This is a genomic window from Carboxylicivirga agarovorans, assembly GCF_050589845.1.
Lineage (GTDB): Bacteria > Bacteroidota > Bacteroidia > Bacteroidales > Marinilabiliaceae > Carboxylicivirga > Carboxylicivirga agarovorans.
Genome location: NZ_JBNGPA010000008.1, coordinates 79992 through 104457, shown reverse-complemented (window position 1 = coordinate 104457; position 24466 = coordinate 79992). Strand labels below are relative to the sequence as shown.

Sequence of the window (24466 nt, the reverse complement as noted above, 5' to 3'; positions counted from 1 at the left end):
TATGAGTGATTTATTGATTGAGCTTATTAAAACGGCTGTAACTATTCCAATTGCTATCGTTATTCTGCGATTGATCTTTAAAAAGTCGATCATGTTTAAGTTTAGTATGTGGATGGTTTCATTTACCATTTTTGTGGTGTTTATGAAGACGATTGAGTTTTATGGAGCTTCGTTTTGGCAATATGTTGTCACACCTTTTAATGTTGTGTTGGGTATTTTCTTATTCAGATACATCAATAAAGTTCTTAAGGAACCATTGGTGGATGCGATCAAAGAGCTGGATGATCTGTCAAATGGAAATCTGAATGTAAAAGCCGTTAAGACAGAATCAAAAGATGAACTGGGGGTACTTAATAATGCTGTTGTTCATTTATCGGATAAACTTAAGGAGGTAATGTTGGAGATCAGAACCGGCTCTGAGGTACTGCTTGAAGCCAGTAATAAGTTAAGTCATGCCGCTGAAGAGTTGTCTGCCGGTTCTAATGAGCAGGCTTCTTCTTTGGAAGAAGTATCGTCAACCATGGAGGAGATAGCCGGCAATATTGCCAGTAACTCTGATAATGCCAAAGAAACGTCGGCTATAGCAGAGGAATCATCCAATAGCATTGCTGATGTAACACGGGTATCAAATGAGAGTAACCTGGCTGTTCAGAATATTTCCGAAAAGATGACGGTTATTAACGATATAGCCATGCAAACCAATATACTGGCATTGAATGCTGCTGTTGAGGCGGCCAGGGCAGGTGAAATGGGACGTGGTTTTGCCATTGTTGCTGCCGAAGTACGTAAGCTGGCCGAGAACAGTAAAAAGGCTGCAGATGATATTTTACAAACAGCAGAAGTTACCAAAGAGCAGACAGATGAGGCCAACCTCTTATTGAACGATATGAAACCCAAGGTTGATAAAACCGCCAACCTTGTGCATGAAATTGCGGCAGCCAGCTTTGAGCAGAACAATGGTGTTGACCAGGTTAATGGTGCCATTCAGCAACTAAATGCCATGACACAGCAAAATTCGGCCGCTGCCGAAGAAATGGCGAGCAGCTCTGAAGAGTTAACGCAACAGGCTAATAATCTAAAAGCGTCTATTTCCTTTTTTAAGTTATAAGAGATGGATATTGAGAATATTGTTGGTTGAGGACATCAACCAACAATGCTTTTATTTATCTGTAAAGAATGAGAAATGTACTTTTCCGTATTTTTTAACTTCATTGAAATTAGGGTGATCTTCAAAGCTCATCTTATCTGAGTGTTCAAGAATAAACACACCGTCTTCTTTGAGCAGACTGTTTTCAAAGAAGCGTGCAGGAATGGTTTCAAAGTCTTTTAAATCAAATGGAGGATCGGCAAATACAAGGTCATATTTAAAGCTGCATTTCTTGATAAACTTAAATACATCGGCTTTAATAACACCAATTGCATTTTCGAGCTTAAACTCTTTTACCATTGATTTAATATAGCTGAAGTGCTTAAAGTTTAGCTCTACTGTAGTTATTGCCTCACATCCGCGCGATGCAAACTCATACGAAATACTCCCTGTTCCACCAAAAAGGTCCAGAACAGACAGGTCATCAAAGTCGATGCGGTTGTTTAGAACGTTAAATAAACTTTCCCTGGCAATATCGGTGGTAGGTCGGGCCGAAAAGCTTTTAGGTGGCGAAAAACGTCTTCCTTTTAATGAACCGCTGATTATACGCATATTGGCAGATTAAATAAGTTATGGAATACAAGTTTATCACCTTCCTTTATTCGCATGTGATTGCTAAATTTGAAATGAGGCGTTGGAGCACTCATTTTGGCTTGGCGAAGGTAGTTTTTTAACTCTTTATAAAGAGGGTTTTGCTTATCATCAAGACCATGCACTATGACATTGGTTGTTTCAGCTTCCAGCTTTAATTGTTCAAAAGTAAACAATACAAAATACAGGAAGTCATTGACATTAGCATAGGCATATGAATTGCACAAAATCATTTTACGCTCCTTGATTACCAACAGGTCAAAGAATTTATCATGAACAGCAATATGCATGTTAAGCTCTTTCTTCTTTAACTGACTGCTAATCAAACAAGACTCAATAAAAGGTGAGTAATGCTGGTAAAATTCAATGCTGTCGAACTGTGTTTTAACCAGGTGGTACATAAATTGAGGAATACTGCAGATATTCCAGGCATCAGCCATCTTTATTTTTTGAGCGACTAATTCATAGGGCTCTTCCGAACCTGAATGATTGAGGTTGAACAGCTCGCTGTGTTTGTTGCTGTCGTATAATGCCGACGGTACCAGTGTTGCCTTAGGCGAATCGTATAAAAAGAATACCTTTTTATAGGGTAATTGAAGCAATTCTTCTTTTAGGAGTACTTCCTGTGTTTTAATATTATCATTGCTGGTGTCAACAAATGGAATATTGGCAAACGCAATATATGTGTTTGTTACAGGATCAAGTACACAAAAAGAAAGTCCACCCGAAGAAGATCGGATGGACAAAAAATACGATGTTGTAATACTTGAGTCAAATGACTGATCTACAACGTATGTCTTGGTCATAAAACTATTATTCCCAGTTACCTGCGTTATTGTTGGCAGATTCTAATGAACCTACTTTAAGACCAGGATATCTTTCCAACTTCTCAGTCTTATCGTTAAGGTTAATCACTTCCTGAGCTTCAAGGCCAGCAAGGTAAATGTTGTTGTGTACTTTGGCTTCGAACACCTGTACCTTAACACCAGAACCTGTTACTACGACACCTGCACCCATTTCATACATCTTTCCACCTTCGATAAATGGAATGTACTTCAATGAATCAACAGGATATCCAGCAGGGAATAAAGAGTCTTTTACACTTACACGAATTGTATCACGGCTAATAATACCAAGAGCTAATGCTTTAATCTCTGTCATACCTTCAGCTCGCATGCTATCAGTTAAACTACCTTCTTTTTTAACCAATGGAAGCGAGTCATTCATGATGAAATTGATCAATGTATCATAGCTACCTGTATATTTATTATAAACAGATTTATAAGCTACCTGTGCATCTCTGGTATACATTAACTTTTCAACATTCGCATCTTTTCTTAGAGCATGTTGCTCTTGAAAACGAATTGGTTTTTGAATACTTTCAACACAGAAGTAACCTAGCGCGATAATTGCAATAGTAAGAACAATCTGAATAACTGTTTTCATTATCTTCGGATTTTTGTTTTAGTTTGAAGTCACAAATTTAAAAAAAAAATCAAACTACGGTTTTCAAATAGCTTTTATCTATCTTAAAAATGCTAAATAATCATATATCAAGCTTAATTAATGAGAAATTTTCTTTCAATCCAACCAATTCGCAGCAACAATTGATTGATGGATTGGGTGAATTTATAATGGACGAGACTTCACCTTCGGTATGTTTGGTAAAAGGATATGCCGGAACCGGTAAAACGTCATTAATGAAAGCGTTTACTGATGTACTGGAAGAATTAAAAATTCCATGTCAGTTAATGGCACCTACAGGACGGGCGGCAAAAGTATTAAGCAGTTATACTCAAAAACCCGCATACACCATTCATAAACTTATTTACAGGCGACAGTCATCCAACGATGATTTTGGTTCATTTAACTTAAACTATAACAAATCAAAAGATGCCATATTTATTGTCGATGAGGCTTCAATGATATCAAATAGCAGCATGGACTATACCATGTTTGGTACCGGGCGTTTACTGGAAGATCTGTTAAACTTTGTGTTTGCTCAGAACAGGTGTAAACTGGTCATTATTGGTGATGTGGCACAGTTGCCACCTGTAGGGTTTGAGGAAAGTCCTGCTTTGGACAAGCTCTACCTGGAGAGCCTTGGAATGCAGGTTCGCGATTACTTTTTAAGCGAGGTGGTTCGTCAGGAGGAGGACAGTGGTATATTATATAATGCCACAAAACTTCGTTTTATGCTTGATGAAGGTTTGTTTGAACCGACATATCCGGCACTGGAAGCAACCGGCTATCCCGATTTTAAGCGCGTAACGGGTGAGGAGCTGATTGATGAACTCAACTGGTGTCAGGAGAACTACGGACTTGATGAAACGCTGGTTGTATGCCGATCAAATAAGCGGGCCAACCTGTTTAATAAGGGTATACGTGGCAGTATATTATACCGGGAGGAAGAACTGACTGTTACGGATCATCTTTTAATAATGAAGAATAACTACCATTGGTTAAAAGACAGTAAAGAAGCTGACTTTATAGCCAATGGCGATATTGCAGAAGTTGTACGAATTAATGGCTACGAAGAATTATATGACAGACGCTTTGCCAATGTTACGCTTCGTTTAACCGATTATGAGCATCTCGAAATTGATGTAAAAATTATTCTTGATGCCCTGCATACTGATACCGCAGGTTTCTCCAAGGAAGAACAGGAAGCTTTTTTTCGCAATGTGATGGAAGATTACGAAGATGAGAAATCACAACGCAAGAAGTATGAAAAGGTAAAAGAGAATCCCTATTATAATGCCTTGCAGGTGAAATATGCTTATGCCATGACCTGTCATAAGTCCCAGGGTGGGCAGTGGAAAGCCGTTTTTATCGATCAGGGATATATTCCGGAGGAACAAATGGGAACCGCTTATTTCAGGTGGTTATATACAGCTGTTACACGTGCAACTGAGCGGGTGTACCTCGTTAATTTTAAAGATGAGTTTTTCGAAGATTAATAAAGAATAATATCCTAAAAAAAATATTTCTCGCAAAGAACACAAATGAAAAAGCGCAAAGGTCGAAAAGTATAGAAATCTATTGATACATACTTCGTCGTCTTTGCGCAATTCTTAGCGATCTTTGCTTGAAACTTAAATGTCAGGCACTTTTCTTACTATTTTATCCTGAGCCAGAAAACTCACTCAGTTTATTGTTTAGCAATTGGTCGCCTATATACCCAGGTCTTTAGCAATATCATCGATAATGGCATCCGCCTTTTCGTTGGCAGGATAAAATTCGTCCTTACTGTTCATAGGTACTTTAACTTCCATATAGAACTTGATCTTAGGCTCAGTACCGGATGGGCGTACTGAAACTTTGTATCCGTTCTCGGTAAAGAACTGTAGCACATTAGATTCACCTGGCAGGTCAATAGCTTCGTGTCTGTTCTCCAATACATGGAAAGCATCTAACTTTGAATAGTCTTTGATGATGCTTACTTTGTCGCCCGCTAATGTCTGTGGTGGCGTTGTACGGAAGTTAGTCATTAACTGTTTGATCTCATCTGCACCCGACTTACCTTCACGAACGATATAGATCATTTTCTCTTTTGAGAAACCATATTCCATGTAGATATCCTGAAGAACATCAAACAGGGTTTTACCATTGTCTTTAGCCCAGGCTGCTATCTCAGCAGTGATGGTAATAGCTGCAACTGCATCTTTGTCGCGCACATAATCGCCCGGCAGGAAACCGTAAGATTCTTCACCACCGCAAATGTATTTTTTCTCGCCTTCCAATTCGCGAATTACTTTTGCTATCCACTTAAAGCCGGTGTATACATCGAAATATTCTACTTCGTTCTTAATGGCTATTTCTTTCAGTAGCTCTGAAGTAACAATGGTTTTAACGATATACTCTTTTCCCGTTAACTTGCCTGATTCTTTCCACTTTTTAAGCATGTACCAGGTAAGAAGAGTAGCTGTTTGGTTGCCGTTAACCAATACAAATTCACCCTTTTCATTACGAACAGCAATACCCAGGCGATCACTGTCAGGGTCAGATGCCATAACAATGTCAGCATTGGTTTCTTCAGCTTTGTTTAAAGCCATTTCTAATGCAGCAGGTTCTTCGGGGTTTGGTGATATAACCGTCGGGAATTCGCCACTTACCACATCCTGTTCAGGAACGTTGATCACATTTTCAAAACCGCACTTGCGTAATGCTGCCGGAATCATTTTAACACCTGTTCCATGAATAGGTGAGTAAACAATTTTTAAATCTTTATTACGATCGATTAAATCCTGATCTAATACAAGGCTCTTTACCTGTTCAAGGTATTGGTTATCCATCTCTTCGCCAAGTACTTCAATAAGCGCTTTGTTACCTTCGAATTTGATATCATCAATTGAAGCAATATTATTGACTTCATCAATTACATTGGTATCGTGCGGTGCAGTTAGCTGCGCACCATCGTTCCAGTAGGCTTTGTAACCATTATAGGCTTTAGGGTTATGCGATGCAGTGATGATGACCCCACTTTGGCAACCCAGCTGACGGATAGCATAAGAAATCTCGGGAGTTGGGCGAAGGTCTTCAAACATATAAGCCTTTATGCCATTGGCACTGAAAATATCAGCTACAACTTCAGAGAACAGGCGGCTGTTGTTACGGCAATCGTGTCCGATAACAACTCCAATTTGCTCAACATCACTGAAGTTTTTAAGCAAGTAGTTAGCCAGTCCCTGGGTAGCTGCACCAACCGTGTATATATTCATTCGGTTAGAGCCGGCACCCATAATTCCTCTTAAACCACCGGTACCAAATTCCAGATCTTTATAGAAAGAGTCGATTAATTCTGTTTTATCTTCTTTGTCCATCATTGTTTTGATGGCAGCCTTTGTTTCAGCATCGTAGTTGCCGTCAAGCCACTCCTGAGCTTTTTTAACAACAGCATTTAGTACATCCTGATTTTGCATTTTTGTATTATTTGTGGTGTGTTAGATAATCTGATTTATTTCATCTTTGATAAGCATACATCCAAACTGTCTCTCCAATAAGGGATTTCAATATTGTAAACAGCTTTGATCTTTGACTTGTTAAGAACACTGTAATGCGGCCTTGGAGCCGGTGTTGGGTAATCCTTTGTTTCGATTGCTTTTACCTTGCAAGATATGTTCATTTTTTCCAGAATAGCAAGTGTAAAATCATACCAACTGGCAACTCCTTCGTTACTGTAATGATAAATGCCGGCAGTAAATGGAAATTGAAGCTTGTAGTCTGACTCTATTATGTGTAAAATGGCATCAGCCAGATCTCCGGCATACGTTGGCGTGCCGATCTGGTCGTAAATAACACCTAATTCATCACGCTCTAGTCCGAGTCGAATCATGGTTTTAACAAAATTATTTCCGTGAGCAGAGTAAAGCCATGAGGTTCGGATTATGACAGAGTCAGGGTTGGCATTCAGTAAGCGCTTTTCTCCTTCCAGCTTTGTTTCACCGTAAACCGATTGAGCTGATGTTTGAGCTTCTTCCTTGTATGGGAAATGATTTTTTCCGTCGAACACATAATCAGTTGATACATGAATGACCTTGGCACCGATGCTTTTTGCGGCTTCTCCAATTTTTTCAACCGCAACTGTATTTATTTTTCGCGCCAGTTCCTGCTCACTCTCAGCCTTATCAACAGCAGTGTATGCAGTGCAATTAACAATGTAGCTGTATGCTTTTGATCTGATGGTGGCTGTTAATTCCTGTGTGTCGGTTACATCAAGTGTTTCAAGTGATGTAAATGTGAATTGCAGGTCAGAAAGTTTTGTGCATCTGTCTTTAATTTCTGTGCCTAACTGCCCTTCTGAACCTATTACAAGTACTTGTTTCATTATATGCCGTAAACAAAATTGTGTTCTGCTTCTTCAAATGATGGCAGAATACTGTCCTTAGATGAGATGATGGCTTTGTCAGCTGGTATTTTCCAGTCAATATTCAGGCTGGCGTCATTATAGGCGATACCTCGCTCAGCTTCCTGACTGTAATAGTTGTCACACTTGTATGTGACGATTGCTGTTTCACTTAAAACTGAAAAGCCATGTGCAAAACCCTGGGGGATGAAGAATTGCATCTTGTTTTCAGCAGATAGTTCAACAGCAAAATGTTGTCCGAATGTTGGGGAGTTTTTGCGCAGGTCAACGGCCACATCCAGCACTTTACCTTCAAGAACATGAATTAGTTTGGATTGAGAATAGGGTGCTAACTGGTAGTGTAAACCCCGAATAACACCATATGTTGACTTGGATATGTTATCCTGAATAAAGTTAGCGCCTATGCCGGCTTCCTTGTATCTGTTTTGAGTGTACGATTCCAAAAAGAAGCCTCTGGGGTCGCTATACACCTCCGGTTTAATAATTAATAAGTTGGGTATGTCTGTTTTTATAATTTCCATATAAATAACAATTTGTTATTGGGTTGACTCACGGTATAAAACTATGAATGTACAAATATAGGAAGATAATAAGTGTATTCCTTAATGAATTAACAAATTAAAACTAAAGCAGTGTTAATGTTGCTTAATTATCATTTCTCTCCGTTGTAATAGTATTATAATCGGAATGAATCGGTCTTTTATTCCTATCCTTTTTTTAATAACTCGTCGAAATATGCGATTGTGTGTTTTAATCCTTCTCTTAATTGTACTTTAGGCTCCCAGTCATTCAGTTTTTCTTTTGCCAGGTTGATATCCGGTTTTCTTTGTAAAGGATCATCAGCAGGTAGAGGAAGGTACACCAGTTTTGATTTGGAATTGGTCAGCTCAATGACGTTTTTAGCGAGCTCTAACATGGTGAATTCATTAGGGTTACCTATGTTAACTGGTCCTGTGAAATCATCATTATTCATCATTCGCATCATTCCCTCAACTAAATCATCAACATACTGGAAGCTTCGGGTTTGTTTACCATCGCCAAATATGGTAATATCTTCTCCTTTTAAAGCCTGGACAATGAAGTTGGACACAACACGTCCATCATTAGGATTCATTCGGGGACCATAGGTGTTGAAAATGCGGATTATTCGTATATCTACATCATTTTGCTGATGATAATTGACAAACAAACTTTCGGCACATCGTTTACCTTCATCATAACAAGAGCGAATACCAATAGGATTTACATTGCCCCAGTAATCTTCTGTTTGTGGATGCACAAGAGGGTCACCGTACACTTCACTTGTTGAAGCTTGTAATATGCGTGCTTTGATTCGTTTAGCCAATCCAAGCATATTGATAGCACCCATTACAGATGTTTTAATGGTCTTAATTGAGTTGTACTGATAATGAACAGGTGATGCGGGACAGGCCAGATTGTATATTTGGTCTACTTCAACGAAATAGGGATGTGTCACATCGTGGCGAATAAGCTCAAAGTACGGATTATCCATTAAATGAACGACATTCTCTTTGGAACCTGTGAAATAGTTATCCATGCAAATAACTTCGTTGCCTTCATTTAACAACCTTTCGCATAGGTGTGAACCAATAAACCCTGCACCTCCTGTTATTAATACTCTGTTCTTCATGATGTATGATTATGGACTGATGTTTTGTTTAGACACGATAAAGCCTGAAAGTTAATTATAGGCTTTCAGGCTTTCAATTTTATATGCTTATTCGCAAATAGCAGGTCGGCCAATGCTATAATAGGTATATCCGAATTCTTTCATTTCAGCAGGTTCATAGATGTTGCGGCCGTCAAATACTACTTTTTGCTTGAGTAGTTTATCCATTACTTTATAGTTAGGCACTCTAAACTCGGGCCATTCAGTAATAAGGATTAATGCATCAGCATCGATAAGAACATCATATTGGTCTTCACCATAAGAAATGGCATCGCCAAGTATGTGTCTGGCTTCATCCATTGCTACCGGATCATAAGCTTTAACTTTCGCTCCCAGTTCAACAAGTGTTTTTGCTATAACCACAGAAGGAGCTTCGCGCATGTCGTCGGTATGAGGCTTAAAGGAAAGTCCCCACATGGCAAATGTTTTCCCTTTAATGTCAGGAAAATGAGTCTTTATTTTGCTAATAATTACTTTTTTCTGATCATCGTTTACGTTTTCTACCGCTTCCAAAATGCGGAGATTATAGTTGTTGAGCTGTGCTGTTTTGATGATAGCTTTAACGTCTTTAGGGAAACAAGAACCGCCATAACCCGCACCGGCATATATAAATTTATTGCCTATTCGTGAGTCAGAACCAATACCGCGTCTTACATTGTTTACATCGGCACCGACGATTTCACATAAATTAGCAATGTCATTGATAAAACTGATTTTCGTTGCCAGCATGGCATTGGCAGCATATTTTGTCATCTCTGCTGATGGAATATCCATAAACAGGATAGGGTGACCATTTAATACAAAAGGTTTATAAAGTCTGCTCATCAGTTTCTCAGCTCGTTCCGACTCAACGCCAACAACAATCCTGTCGGGTTTCAGGAAGTCTTCGATGGCGTTACCTTCTTTAAGGAATTCAGGATTGGACGCCACGTCAAAATCTAATTCAACACCTCTTTTCTCCAGTTCATCCTGAATGGCAGCTTTAACTTTTTTAGCAGTTGCAATAGGTACAGTACTTTTGGTTACAACAACCAGGTAGTTGTTCATGTGTCTGCCTATTTGACGAGCCACTTCAAGCACGTGGCTTAAATCGGCACTGCCATCTTCACCGGGAGGTGTTCCTACTGCGATGAAGATCGCTTCTGAATGTTCCAGGCTCTCTTTTAGGCTGGTTGTAAAGTGTAATCTTTCTTTTTCAACATTTTTAAGAACCATTTGATCAAGTCCTGGTTCGTAAATTGGAATGATACCTTTCTTTAATTTGTCGATTTTATCTTTATCGATATCAACACATGTAACATTAATACCGGTGTCGGCAAAACATGTGCCGGTTACCAATCCTACGTAACCAGTTCCAACAATTGAAATTTTCATATGTCTTAATTTTTATCTTAGATGTTTCAAGCCAAGTTTATTCAGCAATGAAAGTACTATTATAATTCATTTAATACAAAAGCCAAAAGTATAATTTTTATTGATAGTTATGACCTATTATATAAGTGTTATATAATATATGTCTCTATTGTTTGGTGCCGAATGACACCTTATAAATGAGGCCTTAAAAAAGGAGTAAATTTCCTCACTTGACGTAAGCGTTTATCCGCCTTATTTTTATGTCTTGCTGTTTATTTGTTCTGAAGCTTTTTTACATGGAAAAAAGTTTCTACTTTTGCAGCGATTTTTTTCAATATAATGTCTAACTACTAGTTATTAAAGATTTAAACAAAAATGGCAGAAGAAAAAGTAAATGCTGAGGAGCAGGAAAATGCTCCTGAAGTAAAGGAAACGGTAGCTAACGTACCAATGGAAGATTTTGATTGGGATAGCTATGAAGCAGGTGACGTTGTAGGAGCCGGTGCTTCAAAAGAAGAGTTGGCAGAAATGTATGATAAAACATTATCTACTATTTCTGAAAAAGAAGTTATTGAAGGTGAGGTTATTACTCTTACAAAGCGTGAGGTTGTAATTAACATTGGTTTCAAATCGGATGGTATCGTTAGTCGTAACGAATTCCGTTACAATCCTGAGTTAGCAGTAGGCGATAAAGTAGAAGTTTACGTTGAGAGCCAGGAAGACAAAAAAGGACAGCTTGTTCTTTCACACAAAAAAGCACGTGCTTTACGTTCATGGGACAGAGTAAACGAAGCGTTGGATAACGATGAAGTTATCAAGGGTTACATCAAGTGTCGTACTAAAGGTGGTATGATCGTTGACGTATTTGGTATCGAAGCTTTCTTACCAGGTTCTCAAATTGATGTTAAGCCAATTCGCGACTATGATATGTACGTAGGTAAAACAATGGAATTCAAAGTTGTTAAGATCAACCCTGAGTTCAAAAACGTTGTTGTATCTCACAAAGCGCTTATTGAGGCTGAGCTTGAGCAGCAGAAAAAAGATATTATTTCTAAGCTTGAAAAAGGTCAGGTTCTTGAAGGAACTGTTAAGAACATCACATCTTACGGTGTATTCATCGACCTTGGTGGCGTAGACGGATTGATTCACATTACTGACCTTTCTTGGGGGCGCGTAAATCATCCGGAAGAAATCGTTCAGTTAGATCAGAAATTGAACGTTGTAATCCTTGATTTTGATGATGAGAAGAAGCGTATTGCTCTTGGATTGAAGCAATTGACAGCTCATCCATGGGATTCATTGGATGCAGAAATGAAAGTTGGTGACATTGTTAAAGGTAAAGTGGTTGTAATGGCTGACTATGGTGCGTTTGTTGAAATCGCAGCTGGTGTTGAAGGTCTTATTCACGTATCAGAAATGTCATGGTCACAGCACTTGAGAAGCGCACAAGACTTCTTAAAAGTGGGTGATGAAGTTGAAGCTATGGTATTGACTTTGGACCGCGACGAGCGCAAAATGTCACTTGGTATCAAGCAGCTTAAGGCTGATCCATGGGAGAAAATTGAAGAGAAATATGCTGTTGGTAGCAAGCATTCTGCTACTGTTCGTAACTTCACTAACTTCGGAGTATTTGTAGAAATCGAAGAAGGAATTGACGGTTTGATCCATATTTCAGACCTTTCATGGACTAAGAAAATTAAGCACCCTGCAGAATTTACAGCTATAGGTGATTCAATTGAAGTTGTAGTGCTTGAAATCGACAAGGAAAACCGTCGTTTAAGCCTTGGTCACAAGCAACTAGAAGAGAATCCATGGGATGTATTCGAAGGAATTTTCACTGTTGATTCAATTCACGAAGGAACAATTGTTGACATTTTCGACAAAGGTGCCGTAATTGCATTACAGTATGGTGTTGAAGGTTTCGCTACTCCTCGTCACTTGGTGAAGGAAGACGGAGCGCCTGCTAAAGTAGATGAAAAACTTGATTTTAAAGTAATTGAGTTCAATAAAGGTGCTAAGCGTATCATCCTTTCTCACTCACGTACTTTTGAAGATGCTAACAAATCAGAAGAAGTAGCTGCTAAGAAAGCTGCATCAAAAGCAACTAAAAAAGGTGTGAAGAAGTTGAATGATAACTTAGAAAAGACTACTTTAGGAGATATTTCTGAATTAGCTGCGTTGAAAAATCAATTGGAAGCTAACGAAGGAAAACCTGAAGCAGACAAAGAATAAGTTAAAAACCAACGATATATGGACTTCAAGATTGATAAATTAGATGATTTTACACTAGTTCAGGTTCTGAAAGAGAAGATGGATACACATGTGGCTCCAACCTTAAAATCAGAATTGGTACTATTATCAGGTAACGGTGAGAAAAATATTTTGCTCGACCTGGGGAAGTGTAACTACTGTGATTCGTCTGGTTTGAGTGCGATCTTAGTTGCAAATCGTTTGTGTAAAAATGCTGATGGTGTATTTGTATTGGCAGGATTGCAGCCGGCAGTTGAGCGTTTGATCTCAGTGTCGCAGTTGGATTCGGTCTTGAATATAGCACCATCTTTAGAGGATGGTATTCAAATGATCCGTAAAGCCATTGAAGCAATTTAATGTCTTTATCATTAACCATTCTTGGTAGTAATTCAGCATTACCAACATCGGATAGATATCCTACCGCTCAGATACTACGCGTATCTGAGCGGTTTTTTTTAATTGACTGTGGAGAGGGTACGCAAATGCAGTTGCGTCGTAATAAAATCAATTTCTCCAAAATCAACCATATCTTCTTATCTCATCTTCATGGAGATCATGTGTTCGGACTGATCGGTTTAATATCAACATTTGGCTTGTTAGGGAGGCGTAAGGCTTTGACGATACACGCACATGAAGATCTAAAAGGTTTAATGCAGCCACATCTGGAGTATTTTTGTGCTGATTTACCTTATCAGATCGTATTTAGTGAACTGACTTATGATGAGCCAAAAGTTATTTATGAAGATAAAAAGGTTGTTGTAAAGTCATTTCCTCTATCTCACAGGGTGCCAACCTGTGGCTTTTTATTTCAAGAGAAGCAAAAGCAGGCTAATATTCGCAAAGAAGCCATTGAGAAGTATCAGTTAACCGTTCCCGAAATTGTAGCAATAAAAGATGGGCAGGAGTTTATTGGTGAAGATGGTGTTCCTGTGCCGGGTGAGGAATTGATGATTCCAGCTCCCAAGTCGTGTTCTTATGCTTTCTGTTCGGATACGCGCTATTATCGGCGTGTTATACCTGTAATCGAAGATGTGGATCTGTTGTACCATGAAGCCACTTTTCTTCATGAGTTAAAGGATCTCGCGAAACGAACCAGTCATACAACAGCTAAGCAAGCGGCGACAATAGCACGCGATGCCCGTGTGGGAAAATTGCTTTTAGGGCATTTTTCTAGTCGCTATAAAGATTTAACTCCACTATTGTCTGAGGCAAAAAGTGTATTTGATGCTACTGTCTTGGTTTCTGATAATCAAACCTACACGATAGAGCGTTAGAAAGTATGGTTTTATGCATTCCTATGTAATGCCTCCTAAATGCTATTGATCTCAAATTGTAAAAAAATGTAAATAATCGATACGTATCGTATCCTTTATTGGCTCTGCTTTGCGGTGATATTATCTTCGCATCCTTCAGTTGCATGGATAAAATAAACAATGCAAACGCTTGCATTATAAAAATGATTCATTCATATTTGTATTGATTTTTAATTTGAAATATCGTTTAACCAAAATTAGATCAAATGAATGAAAATCCGATTAGTCACGCCTTTAGAGGTGGTGTGATGAGAATTGGCAGGCGTTTAATGTTTTTTGCATTATTGGCATTGCTTTCTTCGGCAGTGCAAGTGTTTGCACAAGGTCAAAAAACTATAACAGGTAATGTGGTTGATGTGACCGGCGAATCATTGCCTGGAGTTAATGTTTCTGTTAAAGGAACGACAAACGGAACCATTACGGATATTGATGGTAATTTTACATTGTCTGTCCAGGAGGCAGATGTTTTGTTAATTAGTTTTATCGGGTACAAAGCACAGGAGATAGCAGTAGCTGGTCAAAACAACTTTAATGTTATTCTAGAAGAGGATGTAACTGATTTGGATGAAGTGGTGGTCGTTGGCTATGGTATTCAGAAGAAATCTGATGTTACCGGGGCTATATCATCTGTTAAATCAGAAGAGTTAGTAAAGCGTGATGTGGCTTCTGTGGAACAGGCTTTGCAAGGTCAGATTGCCGGTGTAACTGTAACGCAGGGATCGGGTACGCCAGGTTCCACTCCCAATGTGACCATCAGGGGATTAGGTTCTTTAAGTAATACAACACCATTGTATGTTGTTGATGGTATGATGATGGATGATATCTCACACCTTAATTCAAAGGACATTGAATCGACGCAGGTGTTGAAAGATGCCTCAGCCTCGGCTATTTATGGTTCTCGTGGAGCAAATGGTGTAATTATTATTACCACTAAAAAAGGTGTTGCCGGACAAGGGAAGGTAGCCTTTAGCGGCTATTATGGTGTGCAAAATTTCAGGCATACACCAGAATTAACTACTGCCAGTGAGTGGGCGATGCTAAATAATGAAGCGCGTTTGGCTGCCGGAATGGAGCCTGATTATCCGGATCCTGCAGCGCTGGGAAAAGGAACTGATTGGCTGGATGCCGTGACAAATGAGAATGCGCCTATTCAAAGCTATGACTTATCATTCTCAGGAGGTACGGAGAAAAGTACTTATTTTATCAGTGGTCAATACTTCGATCAGGAAGGTATTATCAATAATACGGAGTATAACCGACTTTCGGTACGTGTTAACTCAGAGCATAAAGTCAAGGATTGGTTAACTATTGGTGAAAATATTTCTGTTACCAACTCCAATCAGTCAACTGTTTTGGAAGGTGATGAATGGAATAACTTATTGATCACGCCTCTTAATATGGAGCCGGTTACGCCGGTTTATAATGAAGATGGTTCGTATGCTGCTTCAAACAACCAGGTGAATAACCCTGTGGCTGCAATTGACAATACCAATGATAACAGAGAAGAGTTTAGAGTATTGGGTAATGTTTATGCCAATGTTAATCTTTTGAAGGGTTTGGTTTTTAAAACCAATTTTGGTGCTGATCTGTCGTTTAATGAGGACGATACCTATAATCCAATCTATTTTGTTTCGCTAACTGACAGAAATGAAATGAATAGTCTGGCAAAAGGGCATGATCGCGGTACGCTTTTGACCTGGTCAAATACGCTGAATTATAGCAGAACGTTTAATTCTAATCATGATGTATCTGCTATGATAGGAACAGAGTACCTGAAACGTAAGTACGAATATGATGGAATTACCGTTACCGATTTCCCAACAGATGATGAGGATTACAGAATTATTGATAATTCAAGGAATGCCCATCAGGGTAATACCTATGGTTCTTTTATAGAAGATAATCAGATATCGTACCTGGCGCGTTTAAATTATTCTTATGGAGGGCGTTATTTACTGACGGTTAACTTCAGGGCTGATGGCTCATCTAAATTTGGTGATGCTGAAAAGTGGGGGTATTATCCTTCATTTTCTGCCGGGTGGCGTATTGTTGAAGAGAGCTTTATGGAAGGTGTGGATTGGATCAGTAATTTAAAACTTCGTGCAGGTTGGGGGCAGATTGGTAACCAGGCGGCGTTAACGCCATACCGTCAGACTACTACAGCCTCAGCGGGGCAGAATTATGTATTTGGGAATCCTCAGGTTATTACAAGTGGTACTGCATTTAATAGTATTGGTAATAATGAAATTATGTGGGAGACTGTTGAGTCAACCAATGTAGGACTGGACTTTGGGTTTTTCAGAGGGAAGCTTTCTGGTAGTGCGGAATATTACATTAAAAATACCCGCGATATGCTGTTGACACCACCAACGCCTTCGCAAACCGGTATTGTTGATTATCCGTGGCAAAATACCGGTGAAATGGAAAATACCGGTATGGAACTTGAATTGAATTGGAGAAGTAAAATCGGACAAGTTGAATATTCGCTTGGGGGAAATGTTACAACAATTAATAATGAGGTTGTTAGTTTGGGTTCTTCTACTCATGTTGATGATAATGATTTCCGTAGTTCGGGTTTTGTTAACCGCACTGTTGTTGGTCGTCCGATATCAAACTTTTATGGCCTTGTGGCTGAAGGATTATTTCAGACACAGGATGAGATCAATGAATATTACAAAAATGCTGCTGATGGCGTGCCGTCAAGTGTGAAACCAGGTGATATTCGCTATCGTGATGCCGATGGTGATGGTGTATATGACTATGATTTTATTGGTAGTCCAATACCTGAATTCACCTATGCGATCAATGGTAATGTGTCTTACAAAGGAATTGACTTTAGCTTTTTGCTTAATGGAGTTTATGGTATAGATGTGTATAATGGTCCGGGTTACTATCAATTGAGTTCGATGGCCTACTGGAATAATAGCAAGGAGATGCTGAATCGTTGGACAGGTGCTGGGTCCACAAATGATCCCCGTCATCCGCGTATGAATGCCAAAGATTCTCACAATACACGTATCTCAAGTCGTTACGTGGAAGATGGTTCTTTCCTGAGGATCCAGAATGTTCAACTTGGGTATACCCTGCCGGGTAGTATTGTTAATAAGCTTAAGTTAGAGACTTTAAGGGTGTATGTGAGTGGTCAGAACCTGTACACATTTACCGAGTATACGGGTTATGACCCTGAGGTTGGAGGATATGGAACGGCTATCGGTTTAGATCGTGCTACTTATCCGATACCACGTACGATAACATTTGGCATGAACCTAAGCTTCTAAGCGGTAATTCCATTTTGCATATTAAAAAATAGAAAAATGAAGAAATTAAATATATTAACATCTGCTATAGCTTTTATAGCTTTGTTTGTGGCCTGTTCTGAAAGTTTACTGGATACACCAGCGCCAAACATTTCAGATGAATCATTCTTTAGTTCTGATGCGGCTGCATATGATGCCCTGGTTGGGGCATATGATCCATTGGCGCGTTATAACTACACCCAAATTCACGAATGGATGATTGGAGATATTGTGTCTGATGATGCTGAAAAGGGTGGAGAGGGGCCTAGTGACTGGGCTGAGTGTCAGGATTTAAAGGATTTTAGAGCGAATGCTGAAAATTCAATTTTGGCGGGGCGCTGGACAGAGCCTTATGTGGGTATTGCCCGTGCTAACAAATTAATTGCCGGTATTCAGGAGAATGAAAACATATCTGCCGGGGTTCAGAAGCGTTATATTGCAGAAGCTAAATTTTTACGCGCCTGGTATCATTTTCACTTATTAAAGGTTTTTGGTGGTGTGCCGATTGTTAATAAAGTGCTTCAGCCATCGGAGTTTACTGAACCCCGAAATACTGTTGAAGAAGTCTATGCGCAAATTGAAAAAGATCTTAAAGAGGCTGCTCCGGACCTGCCAACAAAGCCAGAGTTAAATGCGGATGAGATGGGGCGTGTGACCAAAGGTGCTGCAGAAGCATTTTTAGTGAAAATGTATGTTTTTCAGGCTAAGTGGAGTGAGGCTGCTGACTTGTCTCAAAAGTTTATAGACGAGTATGACTGGTATGATCTGGAAGATAACTATGCCGATGTTTTCACCGCTGCTGCAGAAAACGGAAAAGAGTCCATCTTTGAAATACAGTATTCATTTATTACCGGTGATGACAACTGGGGTGATGATAATGAAGGTAATGTAACTGCAATTTACCAGGGTAGCCGACAGTTATATAATGGTAAAGGTGAAATAGAAAGCGGCTGGGGCTGGGGTTTTAACCTGCCAACGCAGAATTTATATGATGAGTATGAAGAAGGAGACTTGCGTCGTGATTATACCCTGATTGATGATGGTGATGTGCTTTGGGAAGGGACAGATGATGAGGAAGTTATCTGTACGCAGCATATCAATGGTATAGGATATACGCAGAAAGTTTACCATTCAAGGAAATACTATATTCCTAAAAGTGAGCGCAACGGTATGTCTGATTCGCCAAATAACTGGCGGGCTATCCGTTATGCGGACTTGTTGTTGTGGAATGCTGAAGCCAATGCTCATGTAGGAGGCGATTGGCAGTATGGAGTGAATGAAGTAAGGACTCGGGCAGGTCTGGATCCTACAACAAATACAGATGGCCTGGATGCGGTATATCACGAACGTCGTGTTGAATTGGCAATGGAAGGTCACCGTTATTGGGACTTGGTGCGTACCGGAAGAGGTAACTTAATGGCTGGTTATAGTGATAACAAGCGTTATATGCCAATTCCCCAGGGAGAAATTGGTTTGAATCCTAATTTGGAACAAAATCCTTACTAATACTATCATGATTTGGCAAAGTCGATGGCTTTTCCATTGGCTTTGCATCCAAGTAATTTCAAATACTAAGAAAATGAAGAAATTAATATATCTATTTACCTTGCTTGTTGCTGTTGTGGCATGTACGCCCGAGGTGGAGCTTCGCGAGCAGCCCGCAGAATTACCGGCTCTTGAATTTACGGTTGATGCGACAGATCCTAATCAGCCGATTCTGACGATCAATGACGAAACAGTTTTTAATGTAAACTGGATTTTTGATGATGGTACCTTATTGCAAGGAACCAGCGTTCAATGCTTTTATCCTCTTGAAGGAGATTATGGCTTTGAGATTGTGGCGATGAATGGAAAAGGTCAGTCTTCCGGAACAGGTTCGGTTAATGTTCCGGAAAGTAATCCGGATATGGTGTTCGGTATCCCTGAGTATGTAATGCTTTGTGGAGAGAAAGAGGATAATGGTAAGTACTGGGTGTGGGCGCAGGAGGAACCAGGTGGTGATGTTTCCTACATGACCGATCCTGTTGACTGGACTGTGTTTTGGTGGAATCCGTATACTGTTGGTGATGGAACGGCTGAGGATTTACCGGACTTATTGAATGAAATCAAATTTGATCTGGATGGGGGGTTCAATTTTACACGCTTTGAAACCAAAGATGTTATAGCTGAAGAAGGTAGTTTTACGCTTGATCATGAGGCTTTAACGATAAAGATCAACAATGCCGCAATTCCTAATTTTGACGATCCGAATATCGATCCTGATATTGCAGCTGGTGGAGCTTATAAGATCCAGGTATTAAGTGATTATGAGTTATTGTTGTGGCAGGAGCATCCAACGATGGGTTATTCATGGGCCTGGAAATTTAAAGCGCGTGATCTGGTGCCACCTGCAAATAATCCGTTGTATAAGCTAGCCGGTGAAGTAGGAGAGGGTGGAAGAACCTGGGCCTTTGATAATGATTCTAAGTCATTGGGAGCATGTTATATGACATCGCCTACGAACCATGAAGAATCGTGGTGGACGCCATATTCAACTTTGGAGTCGATTCCGGAATATGACCATACGATCAAGTTTGACCTGGAGTTTAATTATACTCGTTTTGATGGATCGGGTGCGGAAGTGGAAGCAGGTACTTATGAATTTAACATTAAAACCGGAGAGTTGACGTTGAATAATGCTTATGTGCCTAACCATGAGGTACGTAATCCGGATGCAGATGCGGATTCAAACATCGATTTGGATGTGGCTGCAACTGGCAGGTATATTGTTCAAAGTGTTGATGATGAGCAGTTGTTTATCTGGCAGGATCATTCGCCGGCAAACGGAGGCGCGCATGATTATGGTTGGGCATGGATTTTTAAGCCCGTAGAATAATAAAAAAAACAGGGCTGGCACTTATGTCAGCCCATTTATTAAGTATTGGATTTAGTTTAATACGCATGTTTTTTATTATTTTGCCGTAATAACTAACTGTAGGACCATGTCATCAAAAGAAAAACGCGAAATAACGATCAATGATATTGCAAAAGAGCTTAATATTTCCCCTTCAACTGTTTCACGTGCATTGAATGATAATGCAAAGATCAGTGAGGCAACCAAGAAGAAGGTGAAGGCTGTGGCGCAGGATTTGGGTTATGAGCTCAATTTGGTGGCGTCAAGTCTTTCGAAGAACAAAACCAATGTTATTGGTGTGATCATTCCCAATATAGGTTCGCAGTTTTTTGCACAGGCATTGAGCGGCATTCAGGAGAAGGCGCGTGATAAAGGCTATAATGTTATTATTTGCCAAACCAATGAAAGTGTTCAGCAGGAAAAGGAAATGACTCGCGTAATGAATTCAGCCCGGGTCGATGGTTTGGTTTGTTGTTTGACAATGGAAACCAAAGATGTAAGTCATTTTGATGTTTTTGCAAAGAAAGGCATTCCTGTTGCTATGTTCGACAGGGTTAGTTATGCGGTTCCCGGTCCAAAGATTGTTGTTGATAATTATGAGGCTGCCTATGCTGCGACTGAACACCTGATAAACCTTGGTTGTAAACGAATTGCTCATTTGGGGGGTGTAACATCATCAAAGGTGTTCAGTGATCGTATTGAGGGTTATAAAGATGCCCTGGCTAAGAATGGTCTGCCACTCTTGTCTCAGTTCTTATTATCAAGTGATCTGTCGGAGCAGGATGCCCGTGAAGCTGTGCGCATATGGCTAAACCTGCCCGAAAAACCCGATGGAATAGTTGCTGCAAGTGCTTCGGCTGGTTTAATTATAGCCGCCTCGGCCAAGGCGTCTGGTCTTAAGTTGCCGGAAGAATTATCTATTATTTCGCTGGGTAATGAACGATGTAACGAGTTTGTAACGCCATCCTTGTCGGCAGTTGATATGCCTGGTTACGATATGGGTAGATCTGCTGTAGAGAAGTTGATCGAATGCATCAAGGAAGGCAAAGTAGATAGTTCAATTACCCTTAAGCCTATTCAGTTGCTTATTCGAAACTCTTCATTTAAACACTAGTTGTAGGTATTATTTATTGAATTGCCGGTGTGAATATTTGTCTTGCATAAAAATATGCAACCGCTTGCATAGATTGCATTATTTGTGCATCTTTGCTTCAAACCAAAAAATATTGCAAATGAAACTAACAGTATTAATGAATTGGATTTGTGGCATTTTCGTGTTATCCATGATGAGTTGTCATGTGCACGAAAGCGACAATTACATACAGGAGTTAAACTCTGATTGGTCGATACAGTCAACTGACAAAGTCAATGATGGAGGTTCGCATTTAAGCATGCCATCTTATCAACAGATGGATTGGATTAAAGGAGATATACCTGCCACTGTAATGACAATACTAAGGGAAAGTGGGGAATACCCTGACCTTTTTATGGGGGATAATATTGATAAAATAGACAACACACGTTTTAAGCAGGCCTGGTGGTATCGAAAGGTATTTGAGATTCATGATCTTGATAAAGATGGTAATTATCAATTGCGGTTTGAGGGATTGAATTATAAGGCTAATATTTGGGTGAATGGGCAGCAAATTGCTGATGTTAATATGGTTGAAGGGCCATTTAGCCGATGGACGTTTAATGTGAGTAACTATGTTACTGAAGGCAAAAATGCCATTGCGGTTGAAATTATTCCACCGGTAAGAGGAGATTTGACGATAGGTTTTGTGGATTGGAATCCGGCAGCACCTGACCAGAATATGGGATTGTGGCGTGGTGTAGAGTTGATAAAGAGTGCTGAGGTGTCAATTGAATCTCCTTTTGTAACTACTAAACTAAACCGGGACAACTGGACGGATGCCGCATTGACCCTTACAACGTTGGTGACCAACCATTCTGCAAACACAGAAAAGGTAACTATTAAGGCTGAAATAGCCGGAATTGGTCTTGTGAGTAAAGAGTTTGAACTAAAAGCCGGAGAATCAAGGGATGTTACTATCACTCCTGAAGATGATGCGAAACTGAATGTTAAAAATGCAAAGCTTTGGTGGCCTAATAACCTTGGGGAACCTGACATGTATTCAATGGTCGTTAGTGCTGAGGTAAAAGGAAAAGTGTCGCAACGTATAGACACACGTTTTGGTATTCGCGAAATTGAGCAGTTTATAAATGAAGAAGGGCATAAAGGATGGAAAGTCAACGGTAAGCCATTAACAATTAAAGGTGCCGGCTGGGTTGATGATATGTTCTTGGCAGATAGTAAAGAGAAGGTGATCGCACAGGTGGAATATGTGAAGCATATGAACCTGAATTGTATCCGTCTGGAAGGTTTTTGGGGCAGAGACAAAACCATATATGATGCAGCAGATGAAAATGGCTTGTTAATTATGATCGGTTGGAGCTGTCACTGGGAATGGGAGGCATATTGCGGACGACCTGAGACGCATTATATGGCCATCACAGGTGAAGAAGAGATTGAACGCCATGCGTTGTCTTACCGTGACCAGGTTCTCTATTTACGCAACCATCCGAGCGTTTATTTATGGGTTTTTGGTAGTGATAAACTACCTGTACCTGAGTTGGAAGCCAAATTAAATACCTATATCACCGGGGTTGATGATTCACGACCGATACTGGCGGCATGTAAATACCAGGATTTTGGTACGGATCATTACAATCACAGTGAAGTAAGTGGTTCAACCGGCGTTAAGATGTTAGGACCATATGGTTATGTTCCTCCTGTTTACTGGTATATTGATACAATTGCAGGTGGTGCTTATGGCTTCAACACAGAAACCGGTCCCGGGCCTCAGGTGCCTCCATTGGAAAGTATCAAAAAGATGATCCCCAAGGATAAATTATGGCCCATTAATGATATGTGGAATTTTCATTGCGGCCGACATCAGTTTGGCTCATTGGATCGTTATCTGAATTCATTTAATAGGCGTTATGGTGAAGCTAATGGTGTTGAGGAGTTTGCCTTTAAGTCGCAAATTTCCAACTATGAAGCCATTCGCCCTATGTTTGAAGCTTTTCAGGCTAATAAATTCAAGGCTACTGGTGTCATTCAATGGATGCTTAACTCCGCCTGGCCTGAAATGTTCTGGCAACTATACGATTACTACCTGGTGCCCAACGGTGCTTTTTACGGAACTAAGAAGGCCTGTCAACCGCTTAATGCCGTTTATAACTACAAGGATAATAAGGTGTACTGGGTCAATGATTACAATAATAATATGAATGATTTGAGTCTGCATGTGGAAGTATACGACTTGCATTCAAAGGTATTGTTAAATGAAAAAGTGGCATTGAGCTTAGAGGCACATTCTTCAGGTGTGGCCTATGAGTTGCCTGAACTTGAAGGTATCGGCGAAACATATTTCGTAAACCTGGAGTTAGTTAATACTGCTGATGAATTGGTAGCTGATAATTTCTATTGGTTATCGACCAAGGCTGACGAAATGAAGTTTGAAGAAACAACCTGGGTTTATACGCCGCCTAAAGATTATGCCAACCTGACTGGCATCAATGATATGCCGTCAGCTAATGTTGCCGAGTCATGGAAAAAGACAGTTGACGGAGATTATACGCTGTTTGAGTGTCAATTGGAAAATAAGTCAGATAAGATCGCCTTCTTTATTGAAGTTGCGGTGCTTGATAAACAAACGAATGAACTGGTTGTGCCTGTGTTCTGGGATGATAATTATGTGAGTCTGATGCCGAATGAGACAAAAACCATTACAGCAAAGATTGCCAGCGACAAATTACCAGAGAATGTTGAGTATAGGATCGAGGGTTGGAATATTAAATAATGCTGGTAAGATTTTTTAAATCTCTGAAATAGCGTTTTTACAGAGTTTGAGTAGTTAAGTAAAAGAAGCCGGTAATTCAACACGCAATCAAAACCCGACCTAAAGAAGAAGCCGGCTTCTTTACTTTAGCCTTTTTGCAAAGTGCTTCAGGTTAAAGATAAATAATTACTGAGAGATAAACCTTTTATCGCATTTTTTGAG

At 39.8% G+C, this 24466-nt stretch carries 18 protein-coding genes; 10 read left to right on the top strand and 8 right to left on the bottom strand.

Annotation, left to right across the window (positions count from 1 at the left end; translation table 11 throughout):
- Nucleotide 1: 1 nt before the first annotated feature.
- Nucleotides 2-1108 (top strand): methyl-accepting chemotaxis protein, encoded by a 1107-nt coding sequence (locus tag ACRD69_RS10740; RefSeq protein WP_430815083.1) that lies wholly within the window; start codon nucleotides 2-4, stop codon nucleotides 1106-1108.
- A 51-nt stretch (nucleotides 1109-1159) separates the two neighbouring features.
- On the opposite strand, the gene ACRD69_RS10735 is transcribed toward ACRD69_RS10740, so the two are convergent.
- From ACRD69_RS10735 to ACRD69_RS10725, 3 genes are read right to left on the bottom strand one after another with little or no spacing between them, the layout of a single operon-like run.
- A complete protein-coding gene (locus ACRD69_RS10735) occupies nucleotides 1160-1699 on the bottom strand; it encodes an RsmD family RNA methyltransferase (protein WP_430815082.1) in 540 nt (179 codons plus the stop codon).
- Entirely contained in the window at nucleotides 1690-2544 is an 855-nt protein-coding gene (locus tag ACRD69_RS10730; RefSeq protein ID WP_430815081.1) for a DUF3822 family protein, read from the bottom strand. The genes ACRD69_RS10735 and ACRD69_RS10730 overlap by 10 nt, the downstream gene beginning before the upstream one ends.
- 7 nt (nucleotides 2545-2551) lie before the next feature.
- Nucleotides 2552-3184 carry a hypothetical protein gene (locus tag ACRD69_RS10725; protein ID WP_430815080.1) on the bottom strand — a complete coding sequence of 211 codons (633 nt, stop codon included), beginning with the start codon at nucleotides 3182-3184 and terminating at the stop codon, nucleotides 2552-2554.
- Nucleotides 3185-3273: 89 nt separating this feature from the next.
- On the opposite strand from ACRD69_RS10725, the gene ACRD69_RS10720 reads away from it, so the two are divergent.
- Nucleotides 3274-4698 carry an ATP-dependent DNA helicase gene (locus tag ACRD69_RS10720; RefSeq protein ID WP_430815079.1) on the top strand — a complete coding sequence of 475 codons (1425 nt, stop codon included), beginning with the start codon at nucleotides 3274-3276 and terminating at the stop codon, nucleotides 4696-4698.
- A gap of 213 nt (nucleotides 4699-4911) precedes the next feature.
- Here the strand turns inward: ACRD69_RS10720 and ACRD69_RS10715 are convergent, their stop codons facing one another.
- The 5 genes from ACRD69_RS10715 to ACRD69_RS10695 all read right to left on the bottom strand — a co-directional run bounded on the left by ACRD69_RS10715 (nucleotide 4912) and on the right by ACRD69_RS10695 (nucleotide 10668).
- Entirely contained in the window at nucleotides 4912-6660 is a 1749-nt protein-coding gene (locus tag ACRD69_RS10715; protein WP_430815078.1) for a phospho-sugar mutase, read from the bottom strand.
- A gap of 35 nt (nucleotides 6661-6695) precedes the next feature.
- Nucleotides 6696-7565 (bottom strand): dTDP-4-dehydrorhamnose reductase, encoded by an 870-nt coding sequence (gene rfbD / locus ACRD69_RS10710; RefSeq protein ID WP_430815077.1) that lies wholly within the window; start codon nucleotides 7563-7565, stop codon nucleotides 6696-6698.
- Complete coding sequence (gene rfbC, locus ACRD69_RS10705) at nucleotides 7565-8125, bottom strand: dTDP-4-dehydrorhamnose 3,5-epimerase (protein ID WP_430815076.1); 561 nt, start codon at nucleotides 8123-8125, stop codon at nucleotides 7565-7567. The genes rfbD and rfbC overlap by 1 nt, the downstream gene beginning before the upstream one ends.
- A 185-nt stretch (nucleotides 8126-8310) precedes the next feature.
- Complete coding sequence (locus ACRD69_RS10700; RefSeq protein ID WP_430815075.1) at nucleotides 8311-9255, bottom strand: UDP-glucuronic acid decarboxylase family protein; 945 nt, start codon at nucleotides 9253-9255, stop codon at nucleotides 8311-8313.
- Between the two features lie 87 nt (nucleotides 9256-9342).
- Nucleotides 9343-10668: a UDP-glucose dehydrogenase family protein gene (locus tag ACRD69_RS10695; protein WP_430815074.1), complete on the bottom strand. Its 1326-nt coding sequence runs from the start codon at nucleotides 10666-10668 to the stop codon at nucleotides 9343-9345.
- Between the two features lie 354 nt (nucleotides 10669-11022).
- On the opposite strand from ACRD69_RS10695, the gene rpsA reads away from it, so the two are divergent.
- The 8 genes from rpsA (at nucleotide 11023) to ACRD69_RS10655 (ending at nucleotide 24265) form a co-directional block, all read left to right on the top strand.
- Complete coding sequence (rpsA, locus tag ACRD69_RS10690) at nucleotides 11023-12879, top strand: 30S ribosomal protein S1 (RefSeq protein WP_430815073.1); 1857 nt, start codon at nucleotides 11023-11025, stop codon at nucleotides 12877-12879.
- Nucleotides 12880-12897: 18 nt separating this feature from the next.
- Nucleotides 12898-13254, top strand: a complete 357-nt coding sequence (locus ACRD69_RS10685) for an STAS domain-containing protein (RefSeq protein ID WP_262327134.1) — start codon at nucleotides 12898-12900, stop codon at nucleotides 13252-13254.
- Nucleotides 13254-14171 carry a ribonuclease Z gene (locus ACRD69_RS10680; RefSeq protein WP_430815072.1) on the top strand — a complete coding sequence of 306 codons (918 nt, stop codon included), beginning with the start codon at nucleotides 13254-13256 and terminating at the stop codon, nucleotides 14169-14171. The genes ACRD69_RS10685 and ACRD69_RS10680 overlap by 1 nt, the downstream gene beginning before the upstream one ends.
- Before the next feature lie 245 nt (nucleotides 14172-14416).
- Nucleotides 14417-17488, top strand: a complete 3072-nt coding sequence (locus ACRD69_RS10675; RefSeq protein ID WP_430815071.1) for a SusC/RagA family TonB-linked outer membrane protein — start codon at nucleotides 14417-14419, stop codon at nucleotides 17486-17488.
- 36 nt (nucleotides 17489-17524) lie between these two features.
- Nucleotides 17525-19012, top strand: coding sequence for a RagB/SusD family nutrient uptake outer membrane protein (locus ACRD69_RS10670; RefSeq protein WP_430815070.1), 1488 nt, complete (start codon nucleotides 17525-17527; stop codon nucleotides 19010-19012).
- A gap of 73 nt (nucleotides 19013-19085) precedes the next feature.
- Nucleotides 19086-20381, top strand: coding sequence for a hypothetical protein (locus ACRD69_RS10665; RefSeq protein WP_430815069.1), 1296 nt, complete (start codon nucleotides 19086-19088; stop codon nucleotides 20379-20381).
- Nucleotides 20382-20487: 106 nt separating this feature from the next.
- On the top strand, nucleotides 20488-21513 hold the full coding sequence (locus ACRD69_RS10660) for a LacI family DNA-binding transcriptional regulator (RefSeq protein WP_430815068.1): 1026 nt from the start codon (nucleotides 20488-20490) through the stop codon (nucleotides 21511-21513).
- Nucleotides 21514-21631: 118 nt separating this feature from the next.
- Nucleotides 21632-24265: a glycoside hydrolase family 2 protein gene (locus ACRD69_RS10655; RefSeq protein WP_430815067.1), complete on the top strand. Its 2634-nt coding sequence runs from the start codon at nucleotides 21632-21634 to the stop codon at nucleotides 24263-24265.
- Nucleotides 24266-24466 lie beyond the last annotated feature (201 nt).

Excerpts from the sequence above, each read along its gene's own strand:
- ACRD69_RS10660 (WP_430815068.1), top strand. The coding sequence starts at position 20,488 with ATGTCATCAAAAGAAAAACGCGAAATAACGATCAATGATATTGCAAAA.
- ACRD69_RS10685 (WP_262327134.1), top strand. The coding sequence starts at position 12,898 with ATGGACTTCAAGATTGATAAATTAGATGATTTTACACTAGTTCAGGTT.
- ACRD69_RS10740 (WP_430815083.1), top strand. The coding sequence starts at position 2 with ATGAGTGATTTATTGATTGAGCTTATTAAAACGGCTGTAACTATTCCA.
- ACRD69_RS10735 (WP_430815082.1), bottom strand. The coding sequence starts at position 1,699 with ATGCGTATAATCAGCGGTTCATTAAAAGGAAGACGTTTTTCGCCACCT.
- ACRD69_RS10725 (WP_430815080.1), bottom strand. The coding sequence starts at position 3,184 with ATGAAAACAGTTATTCAGATTGTTCTTACTATTGCAATTATCGCGCTA.
- ACRD69_RS10730 (WP_430815081.1), bottom strand. The coding sequence starts at position 2,544 with ATGACCAAGACATACGTTGTAGATCAGTCATTTGACTCAAGTATTACA.
- ACRD69_RS10680 (WP_430815072.1), top strand. The coding sequence starts at position 13,254 with ATGTCTTTATCATTAACCATTCTTGGTAGTAATTCAGCATTACCAACA.
- rpsA (WP_430815073.1), top strand. The coding sequence starts at position 11,023 with ATGGCAGAAGAAAAAGTAAATGCTGAGGAGCAGGAAAATGCTCCTGAA.
- ACRD69_RS10700 (WP_430815075.1), bottom strand. The coding sequence starts at position 9,255 with ATGAAGAACAGAGTATTAATAACAGGAGGTGCAGGGTTTATTGGTTCA.
- ACRD69_RS10675 (WP_430815071.1), top strand. The coding sequence starts at position 14,417 with ATGAATGAAAATCCGATTAGTCACGCCTTTAGAGGTGGTGTGATGAGA.
- rfbD (WP_430815077.1), bottom strand. The coding sequence starts at position 7,565 with ATGAAACAAGTACTTGTAATAGGTTCAGAAGGGCAGTTAGGCACAGAA.
- ACRD69_RS10720 (WP_430815079.1), top strand. The coding sequence starts at position 3,274 with ATGCTAAATAATCATATATCAAGCTTAATTAATGAGAAATTTTCTTTC.
- ACRD69_RS10695 (WP_430815074.1), bottom strand. The coding sequence starts at position 10,668 with ATGAAAATTTCAATTGTTGGAACTGGTTACGTAGGATTGGTAACCGGC.
- ACRD69_RS10715 (WP_430815078.1), bottom strand. The coding sequence starts at position 6,660 with ATGCAAAATCAGGATGTACTAAATGCTGTTGTTAAAAAAGCTCAGGAG.
- rfbC (WP_430815076.1), bottom strand. The coding sequence starts at position 8,125 with ATGGAAATTATAAAAACAGACATACCCAACTTATTAATTATTAAACCG.
- ACRD69_RS10655 (WP_430815067.1), top strand. The coding sequence starts at position 21,632 with ATGAAACTAACAGTATTAATGAATTGGATTTGTGGCATTTTCGTGTTA.
- ACRD69_RS10670 (WP_430815070.1), top strand. The coding sequence starts at position 17,525 with ATGAAGAAATTAAATATATTAACATCTGCTATAGCTTTTATAGCTTTG.
- ACRD69_RS10665 (WP_430815069.1), top strand. The coding sequence starts at position 19,086 with ATGAAGAAATTAATATATCTATTTACCTTGCTTGTTGCTGTTGTGGCA.